The sequence below is a fragment of the Pseudanabaena minima str. Chao 2107 genome (assembly GCF_051131155.1).
Classification (GTDB): Bacteria; Cyanobacteriota; Cyanobacteriia; order Pseudanabaenales; family Pseudanabaenaceae; genus Pseudanabaena; species Pseudanabaena minima.
The window spans coordinates 3,397,329-3,420,368 of sequence record NZ_CP159508.1; the positions used below are offsets into that span (position 1 = coordinate 3,397,329).

Annotated in this window: 26 protein-coding genes; 14 read left to right on the forward strand and 12 right to left on the reverse strand. The window is 41.6% G+C overall.

Features of this window, described 5'->3' with window-relative positions:
* The first annotated feature begins 18 nt into the window (after positions 1-18).
* Together ABM313_RS15535 and ABM313_RS15540 are read left to right on the forward strand one after the other, a co-directional pair.
* Positions 19-555 carry a hypothetical protein gene (locus ABM313_RS15535; RefSeq protein WP_434684088.1) on the forward strand — a complete coding sequence of 179 codons (537 nt, stop codon included), beginning with the start codon at positions 19-21 and terminating at the stop codon, positions 553-555.
* Between the two features lie 311 nt (positions 556-866).
* Positions 867-2,549 (forward strand): sensor histidine kinase, encoded by a 1,683-nt coding sequence (locus tag ABM313_RS15540; RefSeq protein ID WP_434684089.1) that lies wholly within the window; start codon positions 867-869, stop codon positions 2,547-2,549.
* Here the strand turns inward: ABM313_RS15540 and ABM313_RS15545 are convergent.
* From ABM313_RS15545 to ABM313_RS15580, 8 genes are all read right to left on the reverse strand, one after another.
* Positions 2,504-3,277 (reverse strand): hypothetical protein, encoded by a 774-nt coding sequence (locus ABM313_RS15545; protein WP_094534094.1) that lies wholly within the window; start codon positions 3,275-3,277, stop codon positions 2,504-2,506. The genes ABM313_RS15540 and ABM313_RS15545 overlap by 46 nt on opposite strands.
* Positions 3,278-3,549: 272 nt before the next feature.
* Positions 3,550-4,062: an opioid growth factor receptor-related protein gene (locus ABM313_RS15550; protein WP_434684090.1), complete on the reverse strand. Its 513-nt coding sequence runs from the start codon at positions 4,060-4,062 to the stop codon at positions 3,550-3,552.
* A gap of 34 nt (positions 4,063-4,096) precedes the next feature.
* Positions 4,097-4,258, reverse strand: coding sequence for a hypothetical protein (locus tag ABM313_RS15555; RefSeq protein WP_434684091.1), 162 nt, complete (start codon positions 4,256-4,258; stop codon positions 4,097-4,099).
* A 63-nt stretch (positions 4,259-4,321) separates the two neighbouring features.
* The gene (locus ABM313_RS15560; RefSeq protein WP_434684092.1) at positions 4,322-5,374 is read right to left on the reverse strand and encodes an isochorismatase; all 1,053 of its coding nucleotides are present in this window, start codon (positions 5,372-5,374) and stop codon (positions 4,322-4,324) included.
* A 19-nt stretch (positions 5,375-5,393) separates the two neighbouring features.
* The gene (locus tag ABM313_RS15565) at positions 5,394-7,250 is read right to left on the reverse strand and encodes a hypothetical protein (RefSeq protein ID WP_434684093.1); all 1,857 of its coding nucleotides are present in this window, start codon (positions 7,248-7,250) and stop codon (positions 5,394-5,396) included.
* Positions 7,251-7,267: 17 nt separating this feature from the next.
* Positions 7,268-8,041, reverse strand: coding sequence for an ADP-ribosylglycohydrolase family protein (locus ABM313_RS15570; RefSeq protein ID WP_434684094.1), 774 nt, complete (start codon positions 8,039-8,041; stop codon positions 7,268-7,270).
* A complete protein-coding gene (locus ABM313_RS15575; protein ID WP_434684095.1) occupies positions 8,035-8,808 on the reverse strand; it encodes an ADP-ribosylglycohydrolase family protein in 774 nt (257 codons plus the stop codon). The genes ABM313_RS15570 and ABM313_RS15575 overlap by 7 nt, the downstream gene beginning before the upstream one ends.
* 48 nt (positions 8,809-8,856) lie before the next feature.
* Positions 8,857-9,720, reverse strand: a complete 864-nt coding sequence (locus tag ABM313_RS15580) for a protein phosphatase 2C domain-containing protein (RefSeq protein WP_434684096.1) — start codon at positions 9,718-9,720, stop codon at positions 8,857-8,859.
* Positions 9,721-9,828: 108 nt separating this feature from the next.
* Between ABM313_RS15580 and ABM313_RS15585 the strand changes: the two genes are divergently transcribed.
* The 4 genes from ABM313_RS15585 (at position 9,829) to ABM313_RS15600 (ending at position 12,691) form a co-directional block, all read left to right on the forward strand.
* Positions 9,829-10,521, forward strand: coding sequence for an NUDIX hydrolase (locus ABM313_RS15585; RefSeq protein WP_434688493.1), 693 nt, complete (start codon positions 9,829-9,831; stop codon positions 10,519-10,521).
* 263 nt (positions 10,522-10,784) lie between these two features.
* A complete protein-coding gene (locus tag ABM313_RS15590; protein ID WP_434684097.1) occupies positions 10,785-11,498 on the forward strand; it encodes a ribonuclease H-like domain-containing protein in 714 nt (237 codons plus the stop codon).
* 132 nt (positions 11,499-11,630) lie between these two features.
* Positions 11,631-11,915 carry a BolA family protein gene (locus tag ABM313_RS15595; RefSeq protein WP_434684098.1) on the forward strand — a complete coding sequence of 95 codons (285 nt, stop codon included), beginning with the start codon at positions 11,631-11,633 and terminating at the stop codon, positions 11,913-11,915.
* A 179-nt stretch (positions 11,916-12,094) separates the two neighbouring features.
* Positions 12,095-12,691 carry a lysophospholipid acyltransferase family protein gene (locus ABM313_RS15600; RefSeq protein ID WP_434688495.1) on the forward strand — a complete coding sequence of 199 codons (597 nt, stop codon included), beginning with the start codon at positions 12,095-12,097 and terminating at the stop codon, positions 12,689-12,691.
* 36 nt (positions 12,692-12,727) lie between these two features.
* On the opposite strand, the gene pyk is transcribed toward ABM313_RS15600, so the two are convergent.
* The 3 genes from pyk to ABM313_RS15615 form a co-directional block, all read right to left on the reverse strand.
* The gene (gene pyk / locus ABM313_RS15605; RefSeq protein WP_434684099.1) at positions 12,728-14,155 is read right to left on the reverse strand and encodes a pyruvate kinase; all 1,428 of its coding nucleotides are present in this window, start codon (positions 14,153-14,155) and stop codon (positions 12,728-12,730) included.
* 330 nt (positions 14,156-14,485) lie between these two features.
* Complete coding sequence (locus tag ABM313_RS15610) at positions 14,486-15,487, reverse strand: photosynthesis system II assembly factor Ycf48 (RefSeq protein ID WP_434684100.1); 1,002 nt, start codon at positions 15,485-15,487, stop codon at positions 14,486-14,488.
* 58 nt (positions 15,488-15,545) lie between these two features.
* A complete protein-coding gene (locus ABM313_RS15615; RefSeq protein WP_434684101.1) occupies positions 15,546-15,935 on the reverse strand; it encodes a rubredoxin in 390 nt (129 codons plus the stop codon).
* Between the two features lie 180 nt (positions 15,936-16,115).
* Between ABM313_RS15615 and ABM313_RS15620 the strand changes: the two genes are divergently transcribed.
* The 7 genes from ABM313_RS15620 (at position 16,116) to ABM313_RS15650 (ending at position 20,456) form a co-directional block, all read left to right on the forward strand.
* Positions 16,116-16,307: a DUF6888 family protein gene (locus ABM313_RS15620; protein WP_434684102.1), complete on the forward strand. Its 192-nt coding sequence runs from the start codon at positions 16,116-16,118 to the stop codon at positions 16,305-16,307.
* Complete coding sequence (locus ABM313_RS15625) at positions 16,291-16,383, forward strand: DUF6887 family protein (RefSeq protein ID WP_434684103.1); 93 nt, start codon at positions 16,291-16,293, stop codon at positions 16,381-16,383. The genes ABM313_RS15620 and ABM313_RS15625 overlap by 17 nt, the downstream gene beginning before the upstream one ends.
* A 293-nt stretch (positions 16,384-16,676) precedes the next feature.
* On the forward strand, positions 16,677-17,930 hold the full coding sequence (locus ABM313_RS15630) for an AAA family ATPase (RefSeq protein WP_434684104.1): 1,254 nt from the start codon (positions 16,677-16,679) through the stop codon (positions 17,928-17,930).
* Positions 17,931-17,944: 14 nt separating this feature from the next.
* On the forward strand, positions 17,945-18,559 hold the full coding sequence (locus tag ABM313_RS15635; RefSeq protein WP_434684105.1) for a DUF4276 family protein: 615 nt from the start codon (positions 17,945-17,947) through the stop codon (positions 18,557-18,559).
* Positions 18,560-18,707: 148 nt separating this feature from the next.
* Entirely contained in the window at positions 18,708-19,034 is a 327-nt protein-coding gene (locus ABM313_RS15640) for a hypothetical protein (RefSeq protein ID WP_434684106.1), read from the forward strand.
* Positions 19,035-19,102: 68 nt separating this feature from the next.
* Positions 19,103-19,609: a hypothetical protein gene (locus ABM313_RS15645; RefSeq protein ID WP_434684107.1), complete on the forward strand. Its 507-nt coding sequence runs from the start codon at positions 19,103-19,105 to the stop codon at positions 19,607-19,609.
* Between the two features lie 7 nt (positions 19,610-19,616).
* Complete coding sequence (locus tag ABM313_RS15650) at positions 19,617-20,456, forward strand: metal ABC transporter permease (protein ID WP_434684108.1); 840 nt, start codon at positions 19,617-19,619, stop codon at positions 20,454-20,456.
* A gap of 214 nt (positions 20,457-20,670) precedes the next feature.
* On the opposite strand, the gene ABM313_RS15655 is transcribed toward ABM313_RS15650, so the two are convergent.
* On the reverse strand, positions 20,671-20,964 hold the full coding sequence (locus tag ABM313_RS15655; RefSeq protein ID WP_281005633.1) for a hypothetical protein: 294 nt from the start codon (positions 20,962-20,964) through the stop codon (positions 20,671-20,673).
* A gap of 492 nt (positions 20,965-21,456) precedes the next feature.
* On the opposite strand from ABM313_RS15655, the gene ABM313_RS15660 reads away from it, so the two are divergent.
* A complete protein-coding gene (locus tag ABM313_RS15660) occupies positions 21,457-22,749 on the forward strand; it encodes an MSMEG_0569 family flavin-dependent oxidoreductase (protein ID WP_434684109.1) in 1,293 nt (430 codons plus the stop codon).
* The last annotated feature ends 291 nt before the right edge of the window (positions 22,750-23,040 follow it).

A 23,040-nucleotide genomic window follows, 5' to 3' on the forward strand; every position in this document is an offset into this window, starting at 1 on the left:
TGTTTATGGTGTAGACCTATGGAACAAATCTTTCTCTTCCTTGACATTGATGGCGTAGTTAACACAAGCATCAACGCAGATTCACAATTTCTTGGTACATATCAAGACAAAGATCTCCGAGGCTCGCCATCACCTTTAGTCAAGCCACTTCTCAAGGCGATAGATCAAGCAGAGCATATCAAACCTTTCTGGATGTCTTCGGGCTGGCGGGAACATTCAAATATTTGGAATCGTTGGGCTGGGATTGCCCCTTGGACTGTTGGCTATCCCATCACTTTTGCTAAAGCAAACTATGTAATTGGCAGGTATCGAAAACAATTAGAACTCGATGAAATCGACGATAGTAAAACTATTGCAGTGATCTATCATTCTGGGAATACTCCTAAAATTGTATGGATCGAAGATGGCTTCTCTCAATCTGCGATCGCATGGGCTGCCTTAGATCAGCGCGTAAATCTTATCAATACCGTTCATCCTTCTGATCCTTTACTTTTAGGAATTCAAGCATGGAACATAGAGTCCATTTTAGAATCTCTAGACATTAAGTTAACGTGAGTTCGATATACCCATTTGCGTCGTGCTTCGCACGCCGCAAATGCCAAGAAGCAGTATAGAAATATCTTTACAAGCAATACTCTGTAAAATCTTTAGTGACAACTTATATCTGCCGTCGATTGTGTTAGGACAAAAGCAAACCCCAAGAAGAGAATGGCGGCGCGAAGCGCCGTCATTCTCTTCTTGGGGTTTATGTCCTCATACACTTGGCGACAGATATACAAGCAAATTGCTCAATTAAAACTTTAATTAATTTAGTTTTATTGTATATGTTTTCTCATATTTAATTAACTTTTTATCCCTTTTGAAACATGGGAAATATAAGCCGCCCAATTCGTAAATTGAACTATCTAACTAATAGGTTTCTGATGCCATTGCTCAGTCTAGCTGTAGTTTTTAGTTTAGTTTTAGTTGCATTAGGCAGTTGGAATGTATGGCAAATCTCTCAAAGCTTTAATTTAAAAATTACTCCTGAATTTCAACTACAACGGCTAAGCGATGAGATTATCTATCTCGATGAAGTACTCACCATGTCTGCAAGGATGGCATCGTCAACAGGAGATTTACAATGGGAAAATCGGTATCGCACGTTTGAACCGAAGCTTGATGCAGTAATCAAGCAAACTATTGCGATCGCACCAGAAACCTACGCAAGTCATGCTATCCAAACTGATAAGGCAAACATCAAATTAGTTGCAATGGAAAATGAAGCATTTAACTTGATTCGTCAAGGAAAATCGCAAAAAGCTCTTGCTATATTATCTAGCGCAGAATATGAACAACAGAAACGGATTTATAGCGAGGGAATGCAACTAACTAGTACAGCTTTACAATCAAGAGTCAAATCCAGCTTAGAATTTTATGGTTCCACTTTGTCAAGGTCTAGTCTATTTAGTCTCTTAAGTTTGCTAATTTTAATAGTAGCTTGGATAACTATTCTAGGATTAGTACATCAATACATTAATTATCGTAAACGTACAGAAAGAAAACTTTTAGAAACTAAAACAAAGCTAGAGAAGACTAATGAGAGTTTAGGAAAGTCAGAAACTGCACTCAGGCAAAAAGCAGAAGCTTTAGAAAAAGCGATGCATGATTTGAAGTTGAGTCAATCTCAAATGCTGCAAAATGAAAAAATGTCTAGCTTAGGGCTGCTAGTTGCAGGAATTGCTCATGAAATTAACAATCCAGTTAACTTCATTTATGGCAATGTTAAATATATTCAAGAATATGTCAGTGACTTATTACACTTCATTGGTTTATATCAGAAGCACTATTCAGAGCCAGTTCCTGAAATACAGAGTGCTTTAAATTCTTCCAATCTCAATTTTTTGCAGGAAGATCTACTCAAAATCTTAGATTCTATTAAGCTTGGTAGTGAGCGAATTCATCAGATAGTTTTGTTATTGCGAAATTTTTCGCGTATGGATCAAGCTGATTTAAAAAAAGTCAATATTCATCAAGGTATTGATAGTACATTGCAGATTTTGGAATATTACTTGAAATCTAAGGCTGAGTTCGTACAGATTGAAATTATCAAAAATTACGGGGATATTCCTCTAGTAGAATGCTACGCTGGTGCATTAAATCAAGTGTTTATGAATATTTTGACTAATGCCATAGATGCCTTAGATGAGATGAAATTTAATAAAAGTGACCCTTTAGCAGCAGAAGACCCCAATCTGTGTCAATCAAGACAAATTCATATCAGAACTGCTCTGATTGATACAGATTGGGTAGAGATTATAATTGCAGACAATGGCATGGGAATGTCAACATCAGTTAAAGATAAAATGTTTGACCCATTTTTCACGACTAAACCTATTGGCAAAGGGACAGGTATGGGAATGTCAATCAGTTATCAAATCATTGTTGAGCAGCATGGTGGAGTTATAGAGTGTTATTCAGAACTCAATCAAGGAACTCAATTTAAGATTAGGATTCCACTTATTCAACCACCAAATCCGCCTAAAGAATTGAAATTAGCTGCACTCTGACTCACGCGCATCGCTGACTGCGAGAACACCTGAAAAGCCTTACGAATTTCACCATCGCTATTAGCAGGTGTGAGAATCCATTCATCACGAATTCCCATATCTTTAAACACTTGGCGAAAATTCGTAGAGCCATCGTCAATACCCATCGCCGCAATAATATGATTTTCCATTCGTAGCATGTCGTGGGCGATCGCGGCCACATCCTTAGCTGTATGACGCATCGAATGACAATCATCACCGTCAGTAATAATTAGGGTCACGGTGCGAACAGGCACGCCATTATCCGAGAATTCCTGAGACTTCGCTAATACAGTCCCCAATAGCACTACCGTCTGATCATAAAGGGGTGTACCTTGATTTGGGGTGTAGTTTTTGGAATCCATACGGATCGCCTGTGCGATCGGGCAGTAAGGATAAAGAATTGTGCCATTGAGATAACGATTGTGAATGAGAATATTATCTTGTTGCTGTGAAGATGTGAGCGCATCAATGACGGAGTTATGTCCGCCGCGCACAGCCTGAGCATTTCCTGAGTATTGAATCGATCCCGAATCATCGGGCATAATTGTCACTAGCACAACTTCGCTAGACATGACATCATCAACATGAATACCAAGCCCTGCTTGAATTTGTGCGCCAAGGTCATAAACAGTAAGTGCTTGCAAAGATTCATTGGAAAGGCTGCCATCATCTAAAGCAGATTGAAAGAGATCGTTAATGTTTGTCATTTTATTTGGTGATTGGTAATTGGTGATTGGTGATTTGGATAATTACGAATTACAAATTAATAACTGATGTTACGTGGATAGAATTCCTACGATCATCTAAGTCTAGGGCTGGCACGGGGGCATAACCCCTACAAAAATCTAAATTATTGGGGTAGGGGCAATCCCCCCGTGGTTGCCCTGTCGTGCTAGCAGCAAAAGATTCATCATCTGAGTTCCACGTAACATCAGTTAATAATTCGTAATTCATAATTCGTAATTTGCTTTTTCCTTGTTTAAACTGCTTTTGTCCAAAATTCCATCGTTTTAGGATCGATCGCTTTGGGATCTTCTTGATAAAGTTCTTGCAAGCAAATTAGGAAAGCTTTGGAATATGCACTAAGTCCCAAGAGTGTGAGACTGCGGAGAATGCGAGTAATTCTCAGATGATTGTGATTCATTGGACGTAGCCAAAATGGTTTTCGTGAGTTGAAGTTAGCTGCTTTACTGATCTGGACTCCTAATTCTTTGGAGGTTATGCATTGCAAACCGTAAAAATCTAGCATCAGTTTGAAGGAGCGAAATAAGCGCCGCCGAAGTTCTTTGTGAGATAAAAAAGCTTGAATCACTTCTTCATCAAGAAGGGGAGCGGTTGCGTTAAATCGGCTCGGTTCAGGAAGTGGAAATAACCATTGAATGTAGTTATGGACATTCTCAAGGCGATCGCGTTGCCAAATCCAAATATCTTCGAGTTTGCGACCTTCAGGATTTGCCGATTCGCCGCGATAGAAAGAGAGTAAAGCGTTCATAGATCGACTTCATGCTTTTTGTTTTGTGCCCATTTCAACTAGATAACAAGCGTCCAAAAAATCCTTTCTTGGGTTGTATAGATTCTAGGTAATCTCTAAGCAATCGTTCAATTAATTCTGAGCTAGTTGTATTTTCTTTCGCAAGGATTGCCACTAGATATTTCTCTGTTTCATAGTCAAGATTGATACTCATCATAGGATTGACCTCCAAAAACTAAATTTATTGAGAGTTGTAATGCGCTTCGCGCATTACAACTCATTAGGCAAGGTTAAGATCTGTCCAAGATTCCATTGCGTCAGTAGATTTGACCAAATGCATACCTGCATTAGCGAAGCGTTGAAACGCTGCATCGGCTTGATCGGTGTAGTCCACGATATTGGGAACGACTACAGGCGAAGTGCAATCTTCAAGTAGATAGACCTTCTTGGCGAGTTTAGGATCGTGAGCGAGAATTTCGCTGAGTAGATCTTGGATTGTCCATGCAACGCAATGGCTCTTAGCTTGTCCCGCAATAATTACGGCATCAAATTCCAATAATCTTTGCAAAAAGCGCGTATTCTTTTGAGCGATCGGTCTGCCATCGGCTCCATCCATCACTTCAGGACGCAATACGGAATAATTTTCAGTGAGAGGATTACCTCCTTTAATTTCAAAGTTAGTCTGACTGTGCCTTGCAATATTATGGAAAAACATTGCTTCTTCAACGGAGGATACGAGCGCGTGACCAATACCGCCAAGCATAGAGTGATAAGCCCAAACCGTAAGTGGAAACTTGCCTTCATCGCTCAGTTTCTGCACATAATGCAGAGCGTGACGCTGAATTGCCATGTAGTTACCTTTAGCTAGACTATAGGCGATCGCAGGATTTACTTTCCACTTGCCTTGCTGCACATCTTCTAAAGTAATCGAAGTAGCATTAGGAATAGGATGCTCCCCTGCATCATTCACCCAAAAGATGGGATGGAAAATTTGCATGGCGGTATGGGTATCCATCGTGGGCGCAATTTCGCTGATGTGGTGGAGATTGCGATAGATAAATTCGCAAAGGCGCACATTATCCTCGATCGCACCAGTACCAGAGCGACCACCGACATATAGCTCATGGTCAGGAATACAAAAGGTATTCTGCACATCGATCGCCATCAAACAAATTTTCTTGCGATCCTTTGCGGCAGGCGTAATACCATGTTGTTTTGCCCATGCTTCGGCTTGGTTAGCCCGATCTTGGTAAGGAACGCGCCATACTGATCCGACTTTGTGGCGATCAAAAAATGCGGGAATGGGAAGTTGGGTAACAATTTGAGTAGTCATTTTAGTATTTCCTAATTATTTAAGCTAACTGTAACTGCAAAATCTTTTGTGATTGAATCACATAGATACCTTGGGAGCCAACAATGAGAGAACAGCCGCTATCGACATAGGGTTCAGTTTCGAGAAAAGTTTTAGTAATCATAATCTGTCCATTGTTTACCTCAACTCTCGCTATACCTTCATCAGTGGGAACGAATAGCCAACTAGCGATCGCACTGCCTCCATGAATATTCATTAACCATGCAATGTCACCTTTTTGTCCTGCGAGAGTTGCTACTAATTCACCGTTAGGACGCAATACAGAAACACGATGGATAATTTTGCCTTGCTCTTGGGTGATGCTGAAAAACCAGCAGAGGTCATTACTAAAGACACAATTTGCATCAATTAGTTCTCCTTGAATGGGTGGAATATTCACGCGATCACAGATACCAGATCGCTTAGCGTCAAAGGTAAATGCAACACTGATTGCTCCAGCCCGATAGAAGCCAAAACCGAAGGTTTCACCAATCCAAAATTGTGTTTGTCCTTCGAGGATATCACCAATATATTCATTCCCTAGCTTACCATCACGGAGTAATTGACCTTGATCAATCCAATAGCGAGAGAAGGAATTAGCTCGGATTAACTCGGTGGCGATCGCTTGCGGCTGTCCTTGAGTGATCGTGATAGCTTTTCCTTGTTTGGTAACGATTGTAGACTTACTAAAGATTGTAAATTGAATATTTGCATCGAGTTCTCCTGATAATAAAACTGCGTTGTCTTCGCGTTTAAATTCGTGGTTAACGTGATAGAGATAATTGAGAGAATTGTTTTGTAAGGTAACCTGTAGAATCACGCCTTCAGTTTGGAATATATGGATAACCTTACATTTTTCCTCTACCTCTGCCCCTCTGCCAGAGGTAGATGGAAGAACTGCAATTAGAGGCGCACAAATTGGGCAATTAGTCCTTAAATGTTCGATTCCACATTGATTGCACTTTCTCCAACGCATTGATTCGAGTAGTGGTTTAGGAAAATCTCCTCGCCAATCTTTTTCAAAGCAGTTATGAAAATGCTGTAGCAAATCATCGGACAGAACTTTATAGGGAATTGCAGGTTTGGGATAGCGGACATCGGGATGAAAAATCGTAATCCTTTGTAGTGGTCTGGCACTGTGAGGGATTTGCGATGCTTGCGATTTGGGCTTATATACGCCGCCATAGGGATCGACATAAAGCAGGCTTTGCATCAGCATCACCGTGAAGGCGTACCAGTCAGATTCAGAATTATGGGAACCGATGAGAATTGGTTGATTGGCGTGGCGATCACAAAGCATCGGATCAACAAATCGTGCCGTAAATACCTGACAGGGAAACTGTCCAAACTGAAAGGAATCCGCATCAATGAGATGGACTTGATTTTGAGAAACCAATAGATTCAAATCATTGAAATCGCCAATCGTGACATTTGCTTGATGGATTTTGAGAACTGTTTCGTGTAAGTCACGAAATAGGCTAGTCACAAATTGCTGTGAGATGGCATTAGTTTGGCGATAATTGCGATCGCTGTATTTCAAAAGTGGCACTGTATTTTGCAAAAATGGCATTGCATAGCCCAAGATCATTCCCTGTTTATCTGTGGCTAAAGCTTCAGGTTTAATCACTCTTGCAGGCATATTTTGTGGGAAAGCAGGCAACTTTTGCTGATGGAGCGACAATCTGGCTTGAGCCGCTAATTGTTCTTGAGGAAGTAACTGATAATCAGGATGATCAGCAGTTTTGAATAATTTAAGAACCTTGCCATTTTTGAGATCATAGATATCCGCTTCGCCACCCTTGCCGATCGCATTTTTAGGATTAACTTTAATCCGCTTTTGGTTAAGATAGATATCCATGATTTTTCTCCAACGCTTTAAGGCAATTGATAAACTTTTCTAAACTCAGTCACAGTTTGACGAATACGAAGATCTAACTTTTTCCAAACAGGTTGGACGATCACATGAGGCACACCACCATAAAATGCTTCAGCAATACTACCCGTAATACAAGCGATCGTGTCGCTATCACCACCTAGAGATACAGCATTGCGAATTGCATCTTCAAAATCCGTTGATTCTAAAAAAGCAATGATTGCTTCAGGAACGCTTTTTTGACAGGAAACTTCAAACTTATAATTGGGGCGAATTTCATCTAGAGAGCGTCGCAAATCATAGTTAAAATTCTGTTCGATATAGTCACGAATTTCTGCCTTGGTTTTGCCATTACGAGCTAAAAAGATTGCTGCTACTGTTGCTTGTGCGCCTTTGATTCCTTCAGGATGATTATGAGTAGTTACCGTGCAACGTTCTGCTTCTTTCAAGACAGTATCAAGATCATTGTATGCCCATGCGATCGGGCTGACTCTCATCGCCGCACCGTTACCCCAACTGTTATAACCTTCCTTCTGATTGCTCATTGCCCAGCAAGTAAACCTTTGCCCAAAACCTGCTAAAGGGTAGTGCCAAAAGCATTTTTTGAAGTTACTCGTATAGTTGGTTCCTGTGAGAATAGAATGAGCAACAGCATAGGTGAGAACGGTATCATCGCTAAAATGACTACCAAAGGAGAAGAGTTTAAAATCTTTCCGTTTCATCGGAATGACTTCGTAAATCGAGCCGATAATGTCACCAGCGATCGCGCCTAACATAAGTTATACCTCACTCTAAATTCTTCAACCACTTCACGCATTGCTTTGGGTAAATAACTTAAAGCCTTTTCAGCGATATGTTGAGGAACACCACCATAAAAGGCTTCAGCGATGCCGCCTGTAATACAGGTCAGCGTATCGCTATCACCACCGAGGGAAATTCCATTGCGAATGGCATCTTCAAAATCTGTTGATTCTAAGAAGGCAATAATTGCTTCGGGAACGGTTTCTTGACAAGATTCATTAAATTGATAAATAGGACGAATTTCGTCTAAGGTTCTATCTAAGTCATAGCTAAATGATTTGGCGATCGCTGCTTTTATTTGCTCTTTACTCTGACCTTGACGCGCCATATAAATAGCAACAGCCGTTGCTTGCGCTCCTTTAATGCCTTCTGGATGATTATGCGTGACTTCAGCCGATCGCTTAGCTTCCTGCATCACCATTTCTAAATCATCAAAAGCAAACCCCACAGCACTGACTCGCATCGCTGAGCCATTACCCCAGCTATTGTATGGCTCCATACTCTCAAAACGTATCCATTGAGCAAAGCGTCCACCATAGCCACGGTTGGGATATTTGCGAGCATAGTTTTTGATGTATTCTGCATAATTGCCTTGATGCATCAAGCAATCAGCTACTGCTACAGTTAACACTGAGTCATCGGTAAAATCACATCCTCCACTAAAGAGAGGAAAGTCTTTTGAGCGATGATTATTAAATTCGTAAATAGAACCGACGATATCACCGACAATTGCGCCTAACATAGTTTTCAAGTAAAAAGGTAAAAGGTAAATATTCTTGCTCCCCTCGCCCTATGGGAGAGGGGCTGGGGGTGAGGGTCTTCTTATCACAATTAAACTAGTATCATCAGACAGCACACCTGATCGCTTAATTAGCTCTCTTTTCTGCCAATCTGGTTTAGATTCTTCACGATTTAGCATTGCTAACTTACGTCTTATGGCATCAGGATTTTTAAAGTAACGATCTTCTTGCCAGAACTGACTAACTTCTTCAACAGCAATCAAATCATCAATTCCATCGGTAGCAATTAGAATAGATTCTAATTCTGAGGTAGGGATACGATCGCGAATCTCGAAACTTACTGCATCAGGTCGATACAAGCCATAGGTAAGATAAGGTGGAGCGTTATCAGGATAGGCTGGAATTTGAGTAAGTTTGCCATTAACAGCGATCGCCCCATCGCCCATAGAGAAAGCAACCGTTTCGCTAGGAGTAATAACTAAGCCCACAATTGTAAATAATAGATAATGATTCACGAATTCCATGACAGATTCTTGAGCATCATTAGTAGAGATCGCAACAAAAGTCTTTACTTTCTGTAAGAGATTAATTTTAAGAACATTCCAGAAATCAGACTCAGATATTGCTAACCCTTGATGGAGTAAATCGCCGATCGCATCAGTCACCATCCGCGCACCGAGCTTTGCCCCAACTTCACTATGCTTGCCACTACCACAGCCATCACACACCACAGCCGTCATAAATTGATCCCATAGAACAATTCGTAGCGCATCCTGATTATTTTTGCTAGCAAGAACATGGTTACGCCCAATAATCGAACCGCAGGCATATTCAAACTGACTTGACAAATTTTCACCCGCTAAATCAGGAATTTGCAGCGATCTCATGTTAGGAAGTTTCACTTGTTCTTGCATGACGTTATAGTGTATAAACTACACAAACTAATATAGTGTCATTTTTACACTATGTCAACCATTACTTGTAAATTTGCTGAGTATCAGCAAATTTGCCCATCAAAACCTATGTCCCACACCTACGACTACCCCCGCCCTGCTCTCACTGTTGACTGCATCATCTTTGGACTTGATGCTCAGCAGGAACTCAAAGTTATGCTGATTCAGCGCGATATTCCACCATTTCAAGGACAATGGGCAATTCCAGGAGGTTTTGTCAGGATCGAGGAAAACCTTGAAGAAGCAGCTTTACGAGAATTGCAAGAAGAAACAGGGATAAAGGATGTTTACCTAGAGCAGTTATATACCTTCGGAGCTTTGGGCCGAGATCCCCGCGATCGCACGGTTACTGTTGCCTACTACGCATTGATTAATTTGGTGGAGCAAAAGATTCAAGCATCCACTGATGCGCGTGAGGCGGATTGGTTTGCAATCTCGAAAATTCCTGCTCTAGCCTTTGACCATAACCAGATCTTGCAAATGGCGATCGCTAGATTACGAAACAAAATTCGCTATGAACCTATTGGCTTTGAGTTATTACCCAAAAAATTCACGCTGTCACAACTCCAAAAACTCTATGAAACGGTATTAGATCGACCTTTAGACAAACGTAACTTTCGTAAAAAAATTCTTGGCATGGACTTGCTTATTGATACAGGCAAAGTCGAACACAATGTCGCCCATCGTGCTGCAAAACTTTATGAATTTGATGAGACTAAATACTTACAGTTAAAACAAAATGGATTTAATTTTGAAATCTGAAACCAAAAATTACTCCCTTCCTACCCCCCTAAATTAGTAGTGCGGCGCTTTGCGCTGCACCACTAATTTAGGGGGGGTAATGTCTATTTTTAGACATAGAAGAGAGTAGAGGTGATGATTTGTATTGTCTCTTATCTTTCTTAACAAGATGATCGCCAAATTAGCGATCGCAAACAGAGTATTACAGTTAGGATGTATAGGTACAGCACCCAGCAAATCAAACAAATCAACAGATTTGCTAGCCCACTTTTAAGCCAAACTTTATGTATAAAAGGGAACTCAAGCTTTCAAGTCAATATACAAACAACTTCTATGATGGCTCTATCTACGATCTTGTTTTTTTAGACTTAGAATGGTGTCGTGATTTTCAGAAGAATGGCACAGTGCAAAAAATATTTGGTTATACACTCACACGCATTTTAGAAGATAGTAACGAACAATACATAAAAATCCAATTTATCGAATCAAGTACACAAGAAAAAAAGATAATTCAAGATATCTTAAATGACTTACAAAGTTTACAGGGTAAATATTTCATTGGTTATGGATTATCGACTAGTGATATGTTTTGCTTACGTCAAAGAATTGATGCTCTAGATTTCATTCCTAAAGTTGATAGTATTAAAATCCTAGATTTACAAAGAATTATTCAACGTACAGACCTTAATCAAGGTTTAAATAATTTATTTGCTTATTTAGAAATTCCTATTTATAAAAGAATTAAGGGATACTATGTTTTTCGGAATGGCGTAAAGGTGTTACGGAAAGAAAGAGGGTATGAAACAATTCTTAATGAAATCTACGAATACTGTTTAGAAGATGCCGAAAATTATTTTCATATTATTAGTAATTGGCAAACCCAATTTCCCTTAGTCGATCGCCATAAACACCAATTAATTAACCTAAAAATCGATCCGAGATCGGAGCAACGCATCAGATCGCGACGGGGCGCTGCATTACAAAGACCATCCAATTGAATAATTAGTGGGGCATAAGCCTCTTGTCGTGCCTCCTCAAATCTAGGATTGCTAAATATAGCGAAAAGCACTGTAGAAGGGGCTTGCAAAACGATATAGTAATTGAGATCAAACCCTTGCCATAGCAAAAACATGGATGCAACAGCAACAATCAAAACCATTTTGCAAGAAAAAATCGGCGCAACAATTGTCGAAGTCGAAGATCGTAGTGATTTGCATAAACACCATCAAGGGCGGATGAATGCCCCTGTTGGCAGTGGTCATTATGACGCGATCGTGGTTGCTGCAAGTTTTGCTGGCAAAACGATGATGCAACAACATCGCATGGTCTATGCGGCTTTAGCGGATCAGATGCAAACTTCGATTCATGCTTTATCTCTCAAAACTTATACGCCCGAACAATGGCAGCAAATTTAAATTGAATAGTAGAACTCACGCTGTTTCTTCTATTTAGATTTTAATTTGTTGATCATAGAAATGTTATAGGAACTTGTTAAATGGAAAACTATAAAAGCTCTGAAATAAAAAGAATTGTGGCAGATAACAATGCAACCAACATTGTCAAAGATAAGGGTGGAAATCCCTTCTTCTATAAAATGTTCAAGTGGCTAGTAGTCAGACCACTTCTATATTTGTTTTATCAAGAGCGAATTTATGGTACTGAAAATGTGCCACTTACTGGCAATCTCATCGTCGTCAGTAATCATGCTAGTGACTTCGATCCTCTCATCGTTGGTAGTTGTATGGGTCGTCCTGTCGCTTTTATGGCAAAGGAAGAATTATTTGAAATACCCGTGCTAAGTCAAGCAATTCAAGCCTTTGGTGCTTATCCTGTGAAACGGGGAGCAGGCGATCGCGCCGCCATTAGAGCCGCGATCGCTTCCATTGAGAAAGGATGGGCAACGGGAATTTTTTTGCAGGGGACACGCACATTAGATGGAAAGGTGACAGAACCAAAGTTAGGGGCAGCGATGATTGCGGCAAAGACTCAAGCTCCATTTTTACCGATTAGTATTTGGGGAACGGAAACAATTTTGCCAAAGGGAGCAAAGTTCCCGAAGTTATTTCAACCTGTCACTGTCAGGATCGGTGAGCTAATTCCACCACCTGAGACAAGCGATCGCCAGACTCTTGAGGCTTACACTCAAAAATGCGCGGATGCGATCAACGCTCTCCATGCCTTAGGAAGATGAAGAAAAAGGGTTCGCGAAGCGAACCCTTTTTAGGGCTTATAGAATATGTATTTTCAGGAAGTTAGTTCCTCCCTGTATGCCCATCGGGATACCACCAATAATCAAAATGCGATCGCCTTTAGCCGCAATATTTCGCCCCAATAAACAAGACTCTACCTGTTGCAGCACCATCTCGAATGAACTCACCTCTTCATCTACTAGCAAAGGCTTTACACCCCAAACTAAGTTCAACCGATGATAAACATTAATGTTGGGAGTGATGGCAATAATCGGAGTTTTGAGACGTTCCTTCGATGCAAGAATTGCGGTATAACCAGTAGCTGTGAAGGCAACAATACAACGAAAATCAATCACATCAGAAATTACATGCAGGGCTTCACTAATGGCATGAACTTCATCGGTTCTGGATGCAGGATAGTTGGTGAAAACAGCGTCTTTCTCGACTTCCGCCGCGATTCTGGTCATCATTTCCACTGATTGCACAGGATAATCGCCCACTGCCGACTCGCCTGAGAGCATCACTGCGTCAGTGCCATCCATAATTGCGTTGGCGACATCGCTCGCCTCGGCTCTAGTGGGACGTGGATTCTGAATCATGCTCTCTAACATTTGGGTAGCCGTGATGACAGGAATACCCCTTTCATTACAGCGTTGAATGATCTGCTTTTGGATCATCGGAACTCTTTCTGGGGGCATTTCCACGCCTAAATCACCTCTCGCCACCATAATCCCATCGACAACAGCAAGAATTTCTTCCAGATTGGCGATCGCCTGAGGCTTTTCGATTTTGGCAATAATCGATACTGACTTTCCATATTCAGTAATCAGTTCTTTGAGTAGTTTTACATCGGCTGCTTGCCTCACAAAGCTGAGTGAAATCCAGTCCACGCCTTGTTCTAAGCCAAAGGCAAGATCTTGCCGATCCTTATCAGTCATTGATGGCAACCGTAAATTCAAACTAGGAAAGTTTACGCCCTTATGACTAGTGAGTATTCCACCTTTGACCACTTCACAATGGACAGCATTACCAGATATTCCACTGACGATCAGTTCAAAGATGCCATCAGCTAATAGAATCTGTGTGCCAATGGTTGCCTCTTCAGCAATATAGGCATAATCAATGGCGATCGCATCGGCATAAACTGACTCGGATTGCTGAAACTGATCGATTGGTACGAGCGTGATAAATTTGCCCTCAATTAGCTTAATTCCTGTATCAGGTAAAGTTCCAACCCGAATTTTGGGCCCCTGTAAATCTTGCAAAATCGTAATCGGAATATCTAACTCTTCTGATACTTCACGGATCATGGTGATGGTTTGGGCATGATCGGCATAACTACCGTGGGAAAAGTTCAGCCTTGCCACTCTGACACCCATCTCTACCATCTTGCGGAAGACTTGAGGCGATCGGCTTGCAGGTCCAATGGTGGCAACGATCTTGGTCAAATGTTGAGGAATTGACATACAACTCAAGGGTTAGAAATTTCTACGCTTCCCAATCTAGCTCTAGTTCTCTTTAATCGAAAGGCGAAATTGAACATATAGCGCTTTTCTTCGTTTAATCTGCATAAAAAAGGGTTGAAGTACTTCGTACTTCAACCCTTTTTTATGCAGATTGTTATTTACTGATGTTACGTGGAACTCGGACATGAATTTCGTGCTACTAGTACATCAGGGCAACCACGGGGGGATTGCCCCTACCTAAATAATTTAAATTTTTTGTAGGGGCTGTGCCCCCGTGCCAGCCCTAATCTTCCACTATTACAGGAAGCCCTTCCACGTAACATCAGTTATTTAATCTGGGGAATAGGCTAGTAATGTGCCATTCTGTCCGACGACAAAACCGCGATCACTAGAGAAGAAGTAAATCTTGTAGAGGTTAGCGCCTGCATTAGCTGCCGACTCATCACGCTTCCAAGTCTTGCCACCATCTTCACTATGGAGCAAGCGTGAACTACCGCCAGAGATCCAAACATTATTCTCATCTTGATAGGCAAGATCCAGCAGTCCAAAGCCACCACCTTCTTTAGGAGTTTGCTTTTTCTCCCATGTATCAAATTCACCAACTTCACTAAATTGGACTTGTCCACCACGGTTCAGCATCCAGAGGCGATTGTCAGGGGTATAGCCCATGTTCTGTACACGGCGAGAGCTATTACGATTGTGTTGAATCCAAGTCATGTCTCCTGGTTGCCATGTAGAATAAAAGTTACCATTTGCTGATATGGCAACATAACGACCATCTTCACTGCGATTGAGGTTACGGGCATTACCAACGGCTTGAGTAACTAAGGCTCTCCAGTTTTGCCCAGCATCTTGAGTGCTATAGATTGCGCCTAGATCGGTGACCATTTCCGCAGAGTTGCTACCTTGAGCAACGATCGCAAAGGGATCACCGGGGAGCTTTGAGCTAAGTCCAATGCGTGACCAAGATTTGCCGCTATCAGTGGTATGTAGCAAGAGTGCTGGCTGTCCTGTAATCCAACCTTCATTACCAGAGAAACTGATCGATGAGAAACGATAAATACTATCGCCAAGATCAAGTTTGCGCTCTTCCCATGTGTTGCCGCCATCGGTAGATTCGAGTAACGTCGCTTCAGTGCCAACTAGCCAGCCATGATTTGGGTCATATTTATCAAACCATAGATCAAGGGGGGTAATTGCCACGGGGAGATCGACTTTGTGCCAGCTACCAGTACTTGCCAAGGCGCTAGGGATATTACCAAATAATGTTAGGCAAATGAGCAATACACAGATCGCAAAGGAGCTAAGGAAGCGTTTTATGCTTTTTTTCATAAAAATTGGGCGAAAATAATTAAGGTTATAATGCTAAATAAAAGTGCTGATGAATAAACTAATCTAGGGCATAGAGACTAATAAAAAATGCTACTGCTAAGGCTAAAGAGCCAAATATGAGTAGGTTTTTTTGACCTGGGGTGAGGACGTTTACACCAAATCCATAGCCAAGGTTTTCGGTAAAGCCTGATGGTTTGGCGGCAATGCCAATATCTGAGAAGGCTTTTTTCTTGGTGTTGCAGACGGGGCAACGCCAATCTTCGCTGATGCTCTCAAAGGCTGTGCCAGCAGGAATATTCCGCTTAGCATCACCGACGGATGGTTCATATATATATCCACATACACCACATTCATGGCGGTGTAGTTCTTCCTCTATAACTGGGGCAACTACTTCCGCGTTGATTGTTTCTATGTTTTCGGTTTCCGTACTCGTTATTTCGGGTTCCATAATTTTGATCGAGTTGATCGAGATATATGCGATCGCTTGTTAATTCTGTTACAAATTATTACATCTTTTTGACAGGCTTGCCTAGTTGCCAAAAATCCTACAAGTTGCCTAAAAATAAAACTTAGTTTGAAATCTTAAAATCCCGTAAAGTTGAGGCTTGTCAAATTTATTCGTCTATATATGCCAACTGTAGATCAAGAGATTGCTTGTGTTAGGGTTTGTCAGATGCTCTCAAATGGCTATCAGCCAATACATATACTTCGCTACAATGCGAATACTAGTGCAGATTTCATTTTGGCTAGCGTAACTGAGAGCTTAGAAGTTTTGATTTTTCCTGATGGTCAATGGAGGTCTAATGATGATGAAGCCTAACTTTAGTAAGATGACTCGCCAAGAATTACGAGCTTACATGTTGGCTAAACGAGAAGATGATGAGGCGATCGCCTAACGATTAGAAAAAATATGACGATTTCGATAGAGTGATTTGTTTGCTTGAAGAGATCACTACGGATACGAAAAAGCTGTTTATGGGTAAAACCTAAAAATTAACTTTTGTGGTTTTGGAATCGGCTCTAGAAAATCTATTTTGTCCAGATAGCAAGTTCCTGATATGGTGTTATCTTACTTTTCAGCACATAAATTGATCAAAAGTGCAATGGTTGCTATCCTCTATTACCCATGCATATAATGTGCGAGGCTTACTGTAATTAATCAAGAATTCTTATGTAAGGTACTTAATTTATGACTAGACGAGCAGATCCTCGTATCGAATTCACTGGAAGCAAGAGACGCTCGGTTCCTCGTATTGAATACCTTAGAGTTAAGAATTATCGTGCATTATACGATCTTGAGCTTAAGAATATTACGCCCCTCACAGTCTTCTTAGGACCAAATGGTAGCGGTAAGTCAACTATTTTTGATGTCTTTGCTTTTTTGGCAGAATGTTTTTCTGAATCTGGATTAAGAAGGGCTATAGATAAATGGGGACGATTTAAAGAACTAAGAACAAGAGATAGTGAGGAGCCAATTGTAATCGAACTTAAATATCGCGAACAAATAGATTCTCCTTTAATTACTTATCATTTAGCCATTTCGGAGCAGAACAAATCCCCCTATATTGCTGAAGAATGGCTACAGTGGAGGAGAGGTCAGAGAGGTGCACCTTTTAAGTTTCTAGATTTCAAAGATGGTGAGGGTAGAGTTATTTCAGGTGATACGCCTGATGAAGATGACGAGCGCATTAACGAACAACTAGATTCTTCCCAACGCATCGCTGTTAATACATTAGGACAGTTTGCTAAACATCCTCGTGTTTCTGCACTTCGCCGTTTTATAACCGGTTGGTATTTATCATATATATCTGCCGACAATACAAGAGGAGTACCTGAAGCAGGGCCACAAGAGAGACTGTCGCTAACAGGAGACAATCTACCCAATGTCATTCAATATCTTAAAGAGCAACATCCTGATCGCCTTAACAATATCCTTACCAAACTCTCTAGCCGTATTCCTCGCTTAGAGAAGGTCGATGCCGATTTGATGCCAGATGGTCGCCTGTTGCTGCAAATTAAAGATGCTCCTTTTGCAGAGCCAATACTTTCCAAATTTGCTTCAGATGGAACATTGAAAATGCTTGCATATCTTATTGTCTTATACGATCCCGACCCAGCACAATTAATTGGTATCGAAGAACCCGAAAACCATCTACATCCTAGCCTGTTACTAGAACTTGCGGAGGAATGTCGGGCGGCTTCTGATTCCAGTCAACTAATGGTGACAACTCATTCACCATTCTTTGTTGATGCCTTGAAACCAGAGGAATTGTGGGTATTATATCGCAACGAAAAGGGATTTACGCAGGCAAAACGTACTGCGGATATGCAAGGTGTCAAGGAGTTTATTGAACATGGCGCGAAATTGGGTCAGTTATGGATGGAGGAATATTTTGAGGTCGGTAATCCTTTGATTAATTCAGGTGCACCAAGGCAAAGGTGAGAGAGGATTTAATTTTGCATATAGAATTTCTGACTGAAGAGGTATCCGCTCAAGCTGTTTTACAGCAGTTGTTACCAAAAATTCAGGGAGAACACATTACATTTGATATTCGTGTTTATAGAGGTAAACCCGACCTTATCAAAAAACTACCAGAGAGGCTAAAAGGCTATAAATCTTGGATTCCTCCAGAGTGGCGCATAGTTGTTTTAATTGATGAGGATCGTGAAGATTGCCAAAATTTAAAAGCTAAGTTAGAAGAGATTGCTAAAGATGCAGGCTTTGTCACCAAAACATCGGCTAGACAGGGAGAATCCTTTCAAGTCCTAAATCGTATAGCTGTAGAGGAATTAGAGGCTTGGTTCTTTGGCGATATATCTGCAATATGTGCTGCTTATCCTAAAATGTCGGCAAGTTTAGGTGCTAAATCTAGCTATCGCGATCCTGATGCAATTTCAGGTGGTACGGCTGAGGCGTTAGAAAGAGTTTTGCGGAAGGCTGGTTATCACAGTGGAGGATTGGAGAAAGTAAAAGCCGCAAAAGAAATCTCTCTACATATGATCCCTGAGCAAAATAACTCAAAAAGTTTTCAGATTTTTCGAGATGGGTTAAAGGCTTTAATTGCCCATTAACATAGATTGCTCTGGATCTCTGGTGTTTTTCCGATAAGCTAATAGCAGCATTACCAATTATAAAATCCCTATGAGTCAGTTCGCTTGGGTTATCGGCAAGAATAGTCGCTATGTCGCTATGACAGCTTGCAGGCTCTGAAGGCTCCATATGACTAACCCACCACTCCCCCAACCCCAACTCGATCGCACCCCAATCACCTCCGAGCAGTATTTTGAATACACCCCCGAAAAACTAGAACTATGGAGTGGATTCTATGGTTATGGTGGACAAGACTTAACAGGCTTTTATCTTGGCATCTTGGCAAACATGGGACTCCGTGAAGCCGTGCGTCATGTACCAATATCCAAATGGCTAGAAGCAATTCAAGCAGTCGCATTACAAAATCCTAAACTCGATGAAGCAATGCGCGATCGCCTCAACCGAGGATTAGCAGATTTGCAAGCAGTTGCTGATTCTTTAGAAGCACAAAGTTAAGCTTCAAGATTTTCTGTAACCTCTGAACTCATGTAGGATTGCTGTAGCCACAAATATAGTTAACGAGCGTGCAATCTTTTCATCCTATTTCGACCGAATCAGAGCATTTATCTGTAGCCGATCGCATTGAATCTTTTAAAGCGGGATTTCTCGGCGCGATCGCTAGTGTGTTCGCATTTTTTGCGATCGCCCTATTGCATCACTTTTTGCAGAATTTCCTGCCTGTGCAACTAATCAGCAGTTTTGAGCTTAGCAGTCCCTTCATATTGCTAATTAAACTAGGCATGATTGGCTTTTCAGGTTTTTTGTTTGCCGTCACCTATCGCTATATCGTGCGGCGCGATCGCAACTCCCATCTCAAATCAGGCGCAATTTTAGCCTTTGCCTGTATCCGTAGTTTTGGCGCAATTGATCGTGACTTGCCTACACTAACGCTCTTGCCTTTAGTCCAACTAGCTTTAGTAAGCGCCTTCTTGTTATTGGAAAATGTTGCATGGTTAGCGATCGTCCAAAGTCTCCTCGAAACCTCAATTCAAAACAAATGGATCGCTGCTTTTGGCTCAGCAAAGGATTGATAAATTTATGGCTATTCAAATCTGGCAATGGATCACCGAGCCACTTGCTCTAGAATTCATGCGAAATGCCCTGATAGCAGGTGGTTTGGCAGGAATTATTTGTCCAGCGATCGGGTGCTTCTTGATCGTTCAACGGATGGCGTTACTAGGGGATGTGATGACGCATACGGTGATGCCGGGGATGGCGATCGCCTTTTTTTGGCGAATTGATGTAGCGATCGGCGCATTTATTTCAGGAATTGGTAGTGCCTTTTTAATCGCATGGTTGCGATCGCAAACTCGCGTCAAGGTTGATGCAGCGATGGCTTTGACTTCTTCGAGTTTTTTTGCGATCGGGATTTTGTTAATTTCCTTGCTGAAAATCAAAATTGATCTGCATGGCTTTTTGTTTGGCGATATTCTCAGCGTTACGCCAACCGATACGATCCGCGCAGGAATTATTACCGTGATTGTGCTGGCGGCGATCGCCATGTTTTATAAGCAATTACTTTTTTATACATTTGATCGCATTGGGGCGAAGGCTTTGGGATTGCCTGTTAATCTGATCTATTTAGGGTTAATGGCAGGTGTAACTTTGACAATTATTGCCAGTATGCAAACGATGGGCGTAGTTTTGGTGGTGTCGCTCTTAGTGGGTCCCGCGATTACCGCCTATCTATTAGTTAAGGAATTGCATCAGATGATTTTTGTGGGTGCAGGGTTAGGGGTAACGGCAAGTGCGATCGGTTTATATGCCAGTTATTATCTAAATTTACCTTCGGGACCTGCGATCGTTTTAGCGGTGCTGTTGTTATTTTTATTGACTTTAGTTTTTAGTCCTAGTCAAGGCTTACTCACAGGCAAATAAAAAGCGGCGCGATGCGCCGCTTTTTATTTGCCTGATGTTACACAGAAGAAGTTCCTGCGATGGCGTAAGTCTAGGGCTGGCACGGGGGCGCAGCCCCTACAAAATCTATATTGTTTGGTAGGGGCAATGCCCCCGTGCTTGCCCTGTCACGCTAGCAGCAACAGATCTCATCTACAATTCCACATGGCATCAGTTTTTGAGGAAAAAGTTTGATTTATGCTTCGGTCGTTTCTTCAGTTACGCTTTCTTCAGGTGCTTCAGTCACTTCCGCAATAACTTCTTCCACAACTGGTTGTGGCTTGGTTGGCTTGGGTCCCCTGACTAAAGCGAGATTTACGGGAGCCTTAACTTCTTCATCCCTTCCACCTCTTTTATCTCTCTTGCCCTTACCACCATCACGGCCAGAACGCTTTTTGTCGGAGTCGTCAGACTGTCTCGCGCTAGGTGTGGTTTCGGTTGTTTCGGGTTTTAGCTGACGGTCTGCTTTCTTGATAGGACGTTCTACCATTGTTAAATTCCTGATTAACTTGATGTATTTGTATCCTAGCCTGTTTAGGTATAATCTCGCGAACAAAACTAGAAAGGACGCTTTGCGTCCCCATAAAACTCTAAAAGTAGAGGTGGCGCTTCGCGCCACCTCTACTTTTAGAGTTTTACAAACTATTGACTGATGTTACACAGAATGCAGATGATAAACCTCTTGTTGATAGCAAAACAGGACAACCACGGGGGGATTGCCCCTACCTGAAGATTCATATTTTGAGGGACTGCGCCCCCGTGCCAGCCCCAAACATCGGCTATCGCAGGAATTCTATCTACGTAAAGTGAGCTATTGATTTAGCTAGAAATTTAATTGGCGATCGCCTCACAATCCTCGGTACGTTTTCTATCCCTAGCGTTATCGATAGACTTCAAGATTTCGTAGTTAGGAATACAAAATCACTGTTTAGCTAGCAATTACTCTCAAATCATTCTAAGCAGCGATTTAAGAAGTTAGCCAATGACAAATCACTATCCCGTTGTAATTGTTGGCGGTGGTCAGGCTGGTCTATCCATAAGCTATTGCTTAAAGGAAAGAGGCTTAGACCATATTATTTTTGAGAAGAATCAGATTGCGAATGCATGGCGATCGCAGCGATGGGATTCCTTTTGTCTGGTAACTCCCAATTGGCAATGCCAGCTTCCCGGCTATCCCTATAAAGGTAATGAGCCAGAAGGTTTCATCAAAAAAGATGAAATCGTTGCCTATATCGAAAATTATGCCCGATCTTTTGATCCTCCGATTCGGGAAGGCGTAGAAGTTCTGAATTTACGACGAGGCGATCGCGGGATTTTTGAAGTGACAACCAGTATTGGTGATTACACCGCCGATCAGGTTGTCGTCGCCGCAGGTGCATACCATCAGCCGAAGATTCCCAAAATTGCTGAGCGCTTGCCAGAGCATATTTTGCAGGTACATTCCTCAAAGTACAAAAATCCTGAATCTCTTCCCGAAGGTGCGGTCTTGGTAATTGGCACTGGTCAATCGGGCTGCCAAATTGCCGAAGATTTACATTTAGCTGGGCGCAAAGTGCATCTATGTGTCGGTAGTGCGCCGCGATCGCCCCGTCGTTATCGCGGTAAGGACGCAGTAGAATGGCTAGATTTAATGGGATATTATGAACTTTCCATCGATCAGCATCCCCAAAAAGAAAAAGTCCGTTCTAAAGCTAATCATTATCTAACTGGACGTGATGGCGGTAGAGAAATCGATTTACGCCGTTTTGCTCTCGAAGGAATGCAGCTACATGGCAGGTTGAAAAATATCTCTAGAAATAGCTCTAGTGCTAAATTGGAGTTTTTCAATGACCTCAAGCAAAACCTTGATGGTGCTGATGCCGTATCCGAGAGTATTAAGAAAACGATTGACAATTTTATTGCTAAAAATAATCTTGATGCACCCCTTGAGCCTCCCTATCAACCCGTCTGGCAACCAGAAATGGATATTCCCGATCTAGATTTGGCTCAGGCGAATATTACAACTGTGATCTGGTGTACGGGCTTTCAATCGGACTTTAGTTGGATCGAGATTCCTGTATTTGATGGCAAGGGCTACCCAGGTCACGATCGTGGAGTGACTGAGGTCAAAGGTTTGTACTTCCTAGGATTACCTTGGCTCTATACATGGGGTTCGGGTCGATTTTCAGGAGTTGCCAGAGATGCAACTTATCTCGCTGATTACATCATGGCACGGCGCAAGGTTGCCCATGTCAGTGATTGGACTGTGGTTAATGAGTTTTTACTTGGTTCATGACTACCTATCGAAATCGATAGGTAAGTAATCGCATTTTGATGAATTCCTAAAGAAAGCGATCAGCTTCCTATCGATAAAGATAGAGTTCTCTTTTTCGTAACCAGAGATACAAAATGGAACCTCAGATAGAAACTAATCTGACTTCAAGTTCTTAGTTAGGTATAGGCTTTTAGCTTTTAGCTTTATTACTGACTGTCAGATTATTTAGATATTGCAACCATTTTGAACTTCAAATTTTAAAGCTAATAGCTAACAGCTAATAGCTTCTTAAACATTTACCTTAAAGGAAAC

What these genes read in the sequence shown, in the direction of transcription:
- ABM313_RS15565 (WP_434684093.1), bottom strand. Translation starts at nt 7,250, where the DNA reads ATGGATATCTATCTTAACCAAAAGCGGATTAAAGTTAATCCTAAAAAT.
- ABM313_RS15570 (WP_434684094.1), bottom strand. Translation starts at nt 8,041, where the DNA reads ATGTTAGGCGCGATCGCTGGTGACATTATCGGCTCGATTTACGAAGTC.
- ABM313_RS15640 (WP_434684106.1), top strand. Translation starts at nt 18,708, where the DNA reads ATGACTAACCCACCACTCCCCCAACCCCAACTCGATCGCACCCCAATC.
- ABM313_RS15540 (WP_434684089.1), top strand. Translation starts at nt 867, where the DNA reads ATGGGAAATATAAGCCGCCCAATTCGTAAATTGAACTATCTAACTAAT.
- ABM313_RS15595 (WP_434684098.1), top strand. Translation starts at nt 11,631, where the DNA reads ATGGATGCAACAGCAACAATCAAAACCATTTTGCAAGAAAAAATCGGC.
- ABM313_RS15655 (WP_281005633.1), bottom strand. Translation starts at nt 20,964, where the DNA reads ATGGTAGAACGTCCTATCAAGAAAGCAGACCGTCAGCTAAAACCCGAA.
- ABM313_RS15580 (WP_434684096.1), bottom strand. Translation starts at nt 9,720, where the DNA reads ATGCAAGAACAAGTGAAACTTCCTAACATGAGATCGCTGCAAATTCCT.
- ABM313_RS15560 (WP_434684092.1), bottom strand. Translation starts at nt 5,374, where the DNA reads ATGACTACTCAAATTGTTACCCAACTTCCCATTCCCGCATTTTTTGAT.
- ABM313_RS15550 (WP_434684090.1), bottom strand. Translation starts at nt 4,062, where the DNA reads ATGAACGCTTTACTCTCTTTCTATCGCGGCGAATCGGCAAATCCTGAA.
- ABM313_RS15660 (WP_434684109.1), top strand. Translation starts at nt 21,457, where the DNA reads ATGACAAATCACTATCCCGTTGTAATTGTTGGCGGTGGTCAGGCTGGT.
- ABM313_RS15610 (WP_434684100.1), bottom strand. Translation starts at nt 15,487, where the DNA reads ATGAAAAAAAGCATAAAACGCTTCCTTAGCTCCTTTGCGATCTGTGTA.
- ABM313_RS15615 (WP_434684101.1), bottom strand. Translation starts at nt 15,935, where the DNA reads ATGGAACCCGAAATAACGAGTACGGAAACCGAAAACATAGAAACAATC.
- pyk (WP_434684099.1), bottom strand. Translation starts at nt 14,155, where the DNA reads ATGTCAATTCCTCAACATTTGACCAAGATCGTTGCCACCATTGGACCT.
- ABM313_RS15590 (WP_434684097.1), top strand. Translation starts at nt 10,785, where the DNA reads ATGTATAAAAGGGAACTCAAGCTTTCAAGTCAATATACAAACAACTTC.
- ABM313_RS15650 (WP_434684108.1), top strand. Translation starts at nt 19,617, where the DNA reads ATGGCTATTCAAATCTGGCAATGGATCACCGAGCCACTTGCTCTAGAA.
- ABM313_RS15620 (WP_434684102.1), top strand. Translation starts at nt 16,116, where the DNA reads ATGCCAACTGTAGATCAAGAGATTGCTTGTGTTAGGGTTTGTCAGATG.
- ABM313_RS15600 (WP_434688495.1), top strand. Translation starts at nt 12,095, where the DNA reads ATGTTCAAGTGGCTAGTAGTCAGACCACTTCTATATTTGTTTTATCAA.
- ABM313_RS15555 (WP_434684091.1), bottom strand. Translation starts at nt 4,258, where the DNA reads ATGATGAGTATCAATCTTGACTATGAAACAGAGAAATATCTAGTGGCA.
- ABM313_RS15625 (WP_434684103.1), top strand. Translation starts at nt 16,291, where the DNA reads ATGATGATGAAGCCTAACTTTAGTAAGATGACTCGCCAAGAATTACGA.
- ABM313_RS15585 (WP_434688493.1), top strand. Translation starts at nt 9,829, where the DNA reads ATGTCCCACACCTACGACTACCCCCGCCCTGCTCTCACTGTTGACTGC.
- ABM313_RS15545 (WP_094534094.1), bottom strand. Translation starts at nt 3,277, where the DNA reads ATGACAAACATTAACGATCTCTTTCAATCTGCTTTAGATGATGGCAGC.
- ABM313_RS15575 (WP_434684095.1), bottom strand. Translation starts at nt 8,808, where the DNA reads ATGTTAGGCGCAATTGTCGGTGATATCGTCGGTTCTATTTACGAATTT.
- ABM313_RS15630 (WP_434684104.1), top strand. Translation starts at nt 16,677, where the DNA reads ATGACTAGACGAGCAGATCCTCGTATCGAATTCACTGGAAGCAAGAGA.
- ABM313_RS15535 (WP_434684088.1), top strand. Translation starts at nt 19, where the DNA reads ATGGAACAAATCTTTCTCTTCCTTGACATTGATGGCGTAGTTAACACA.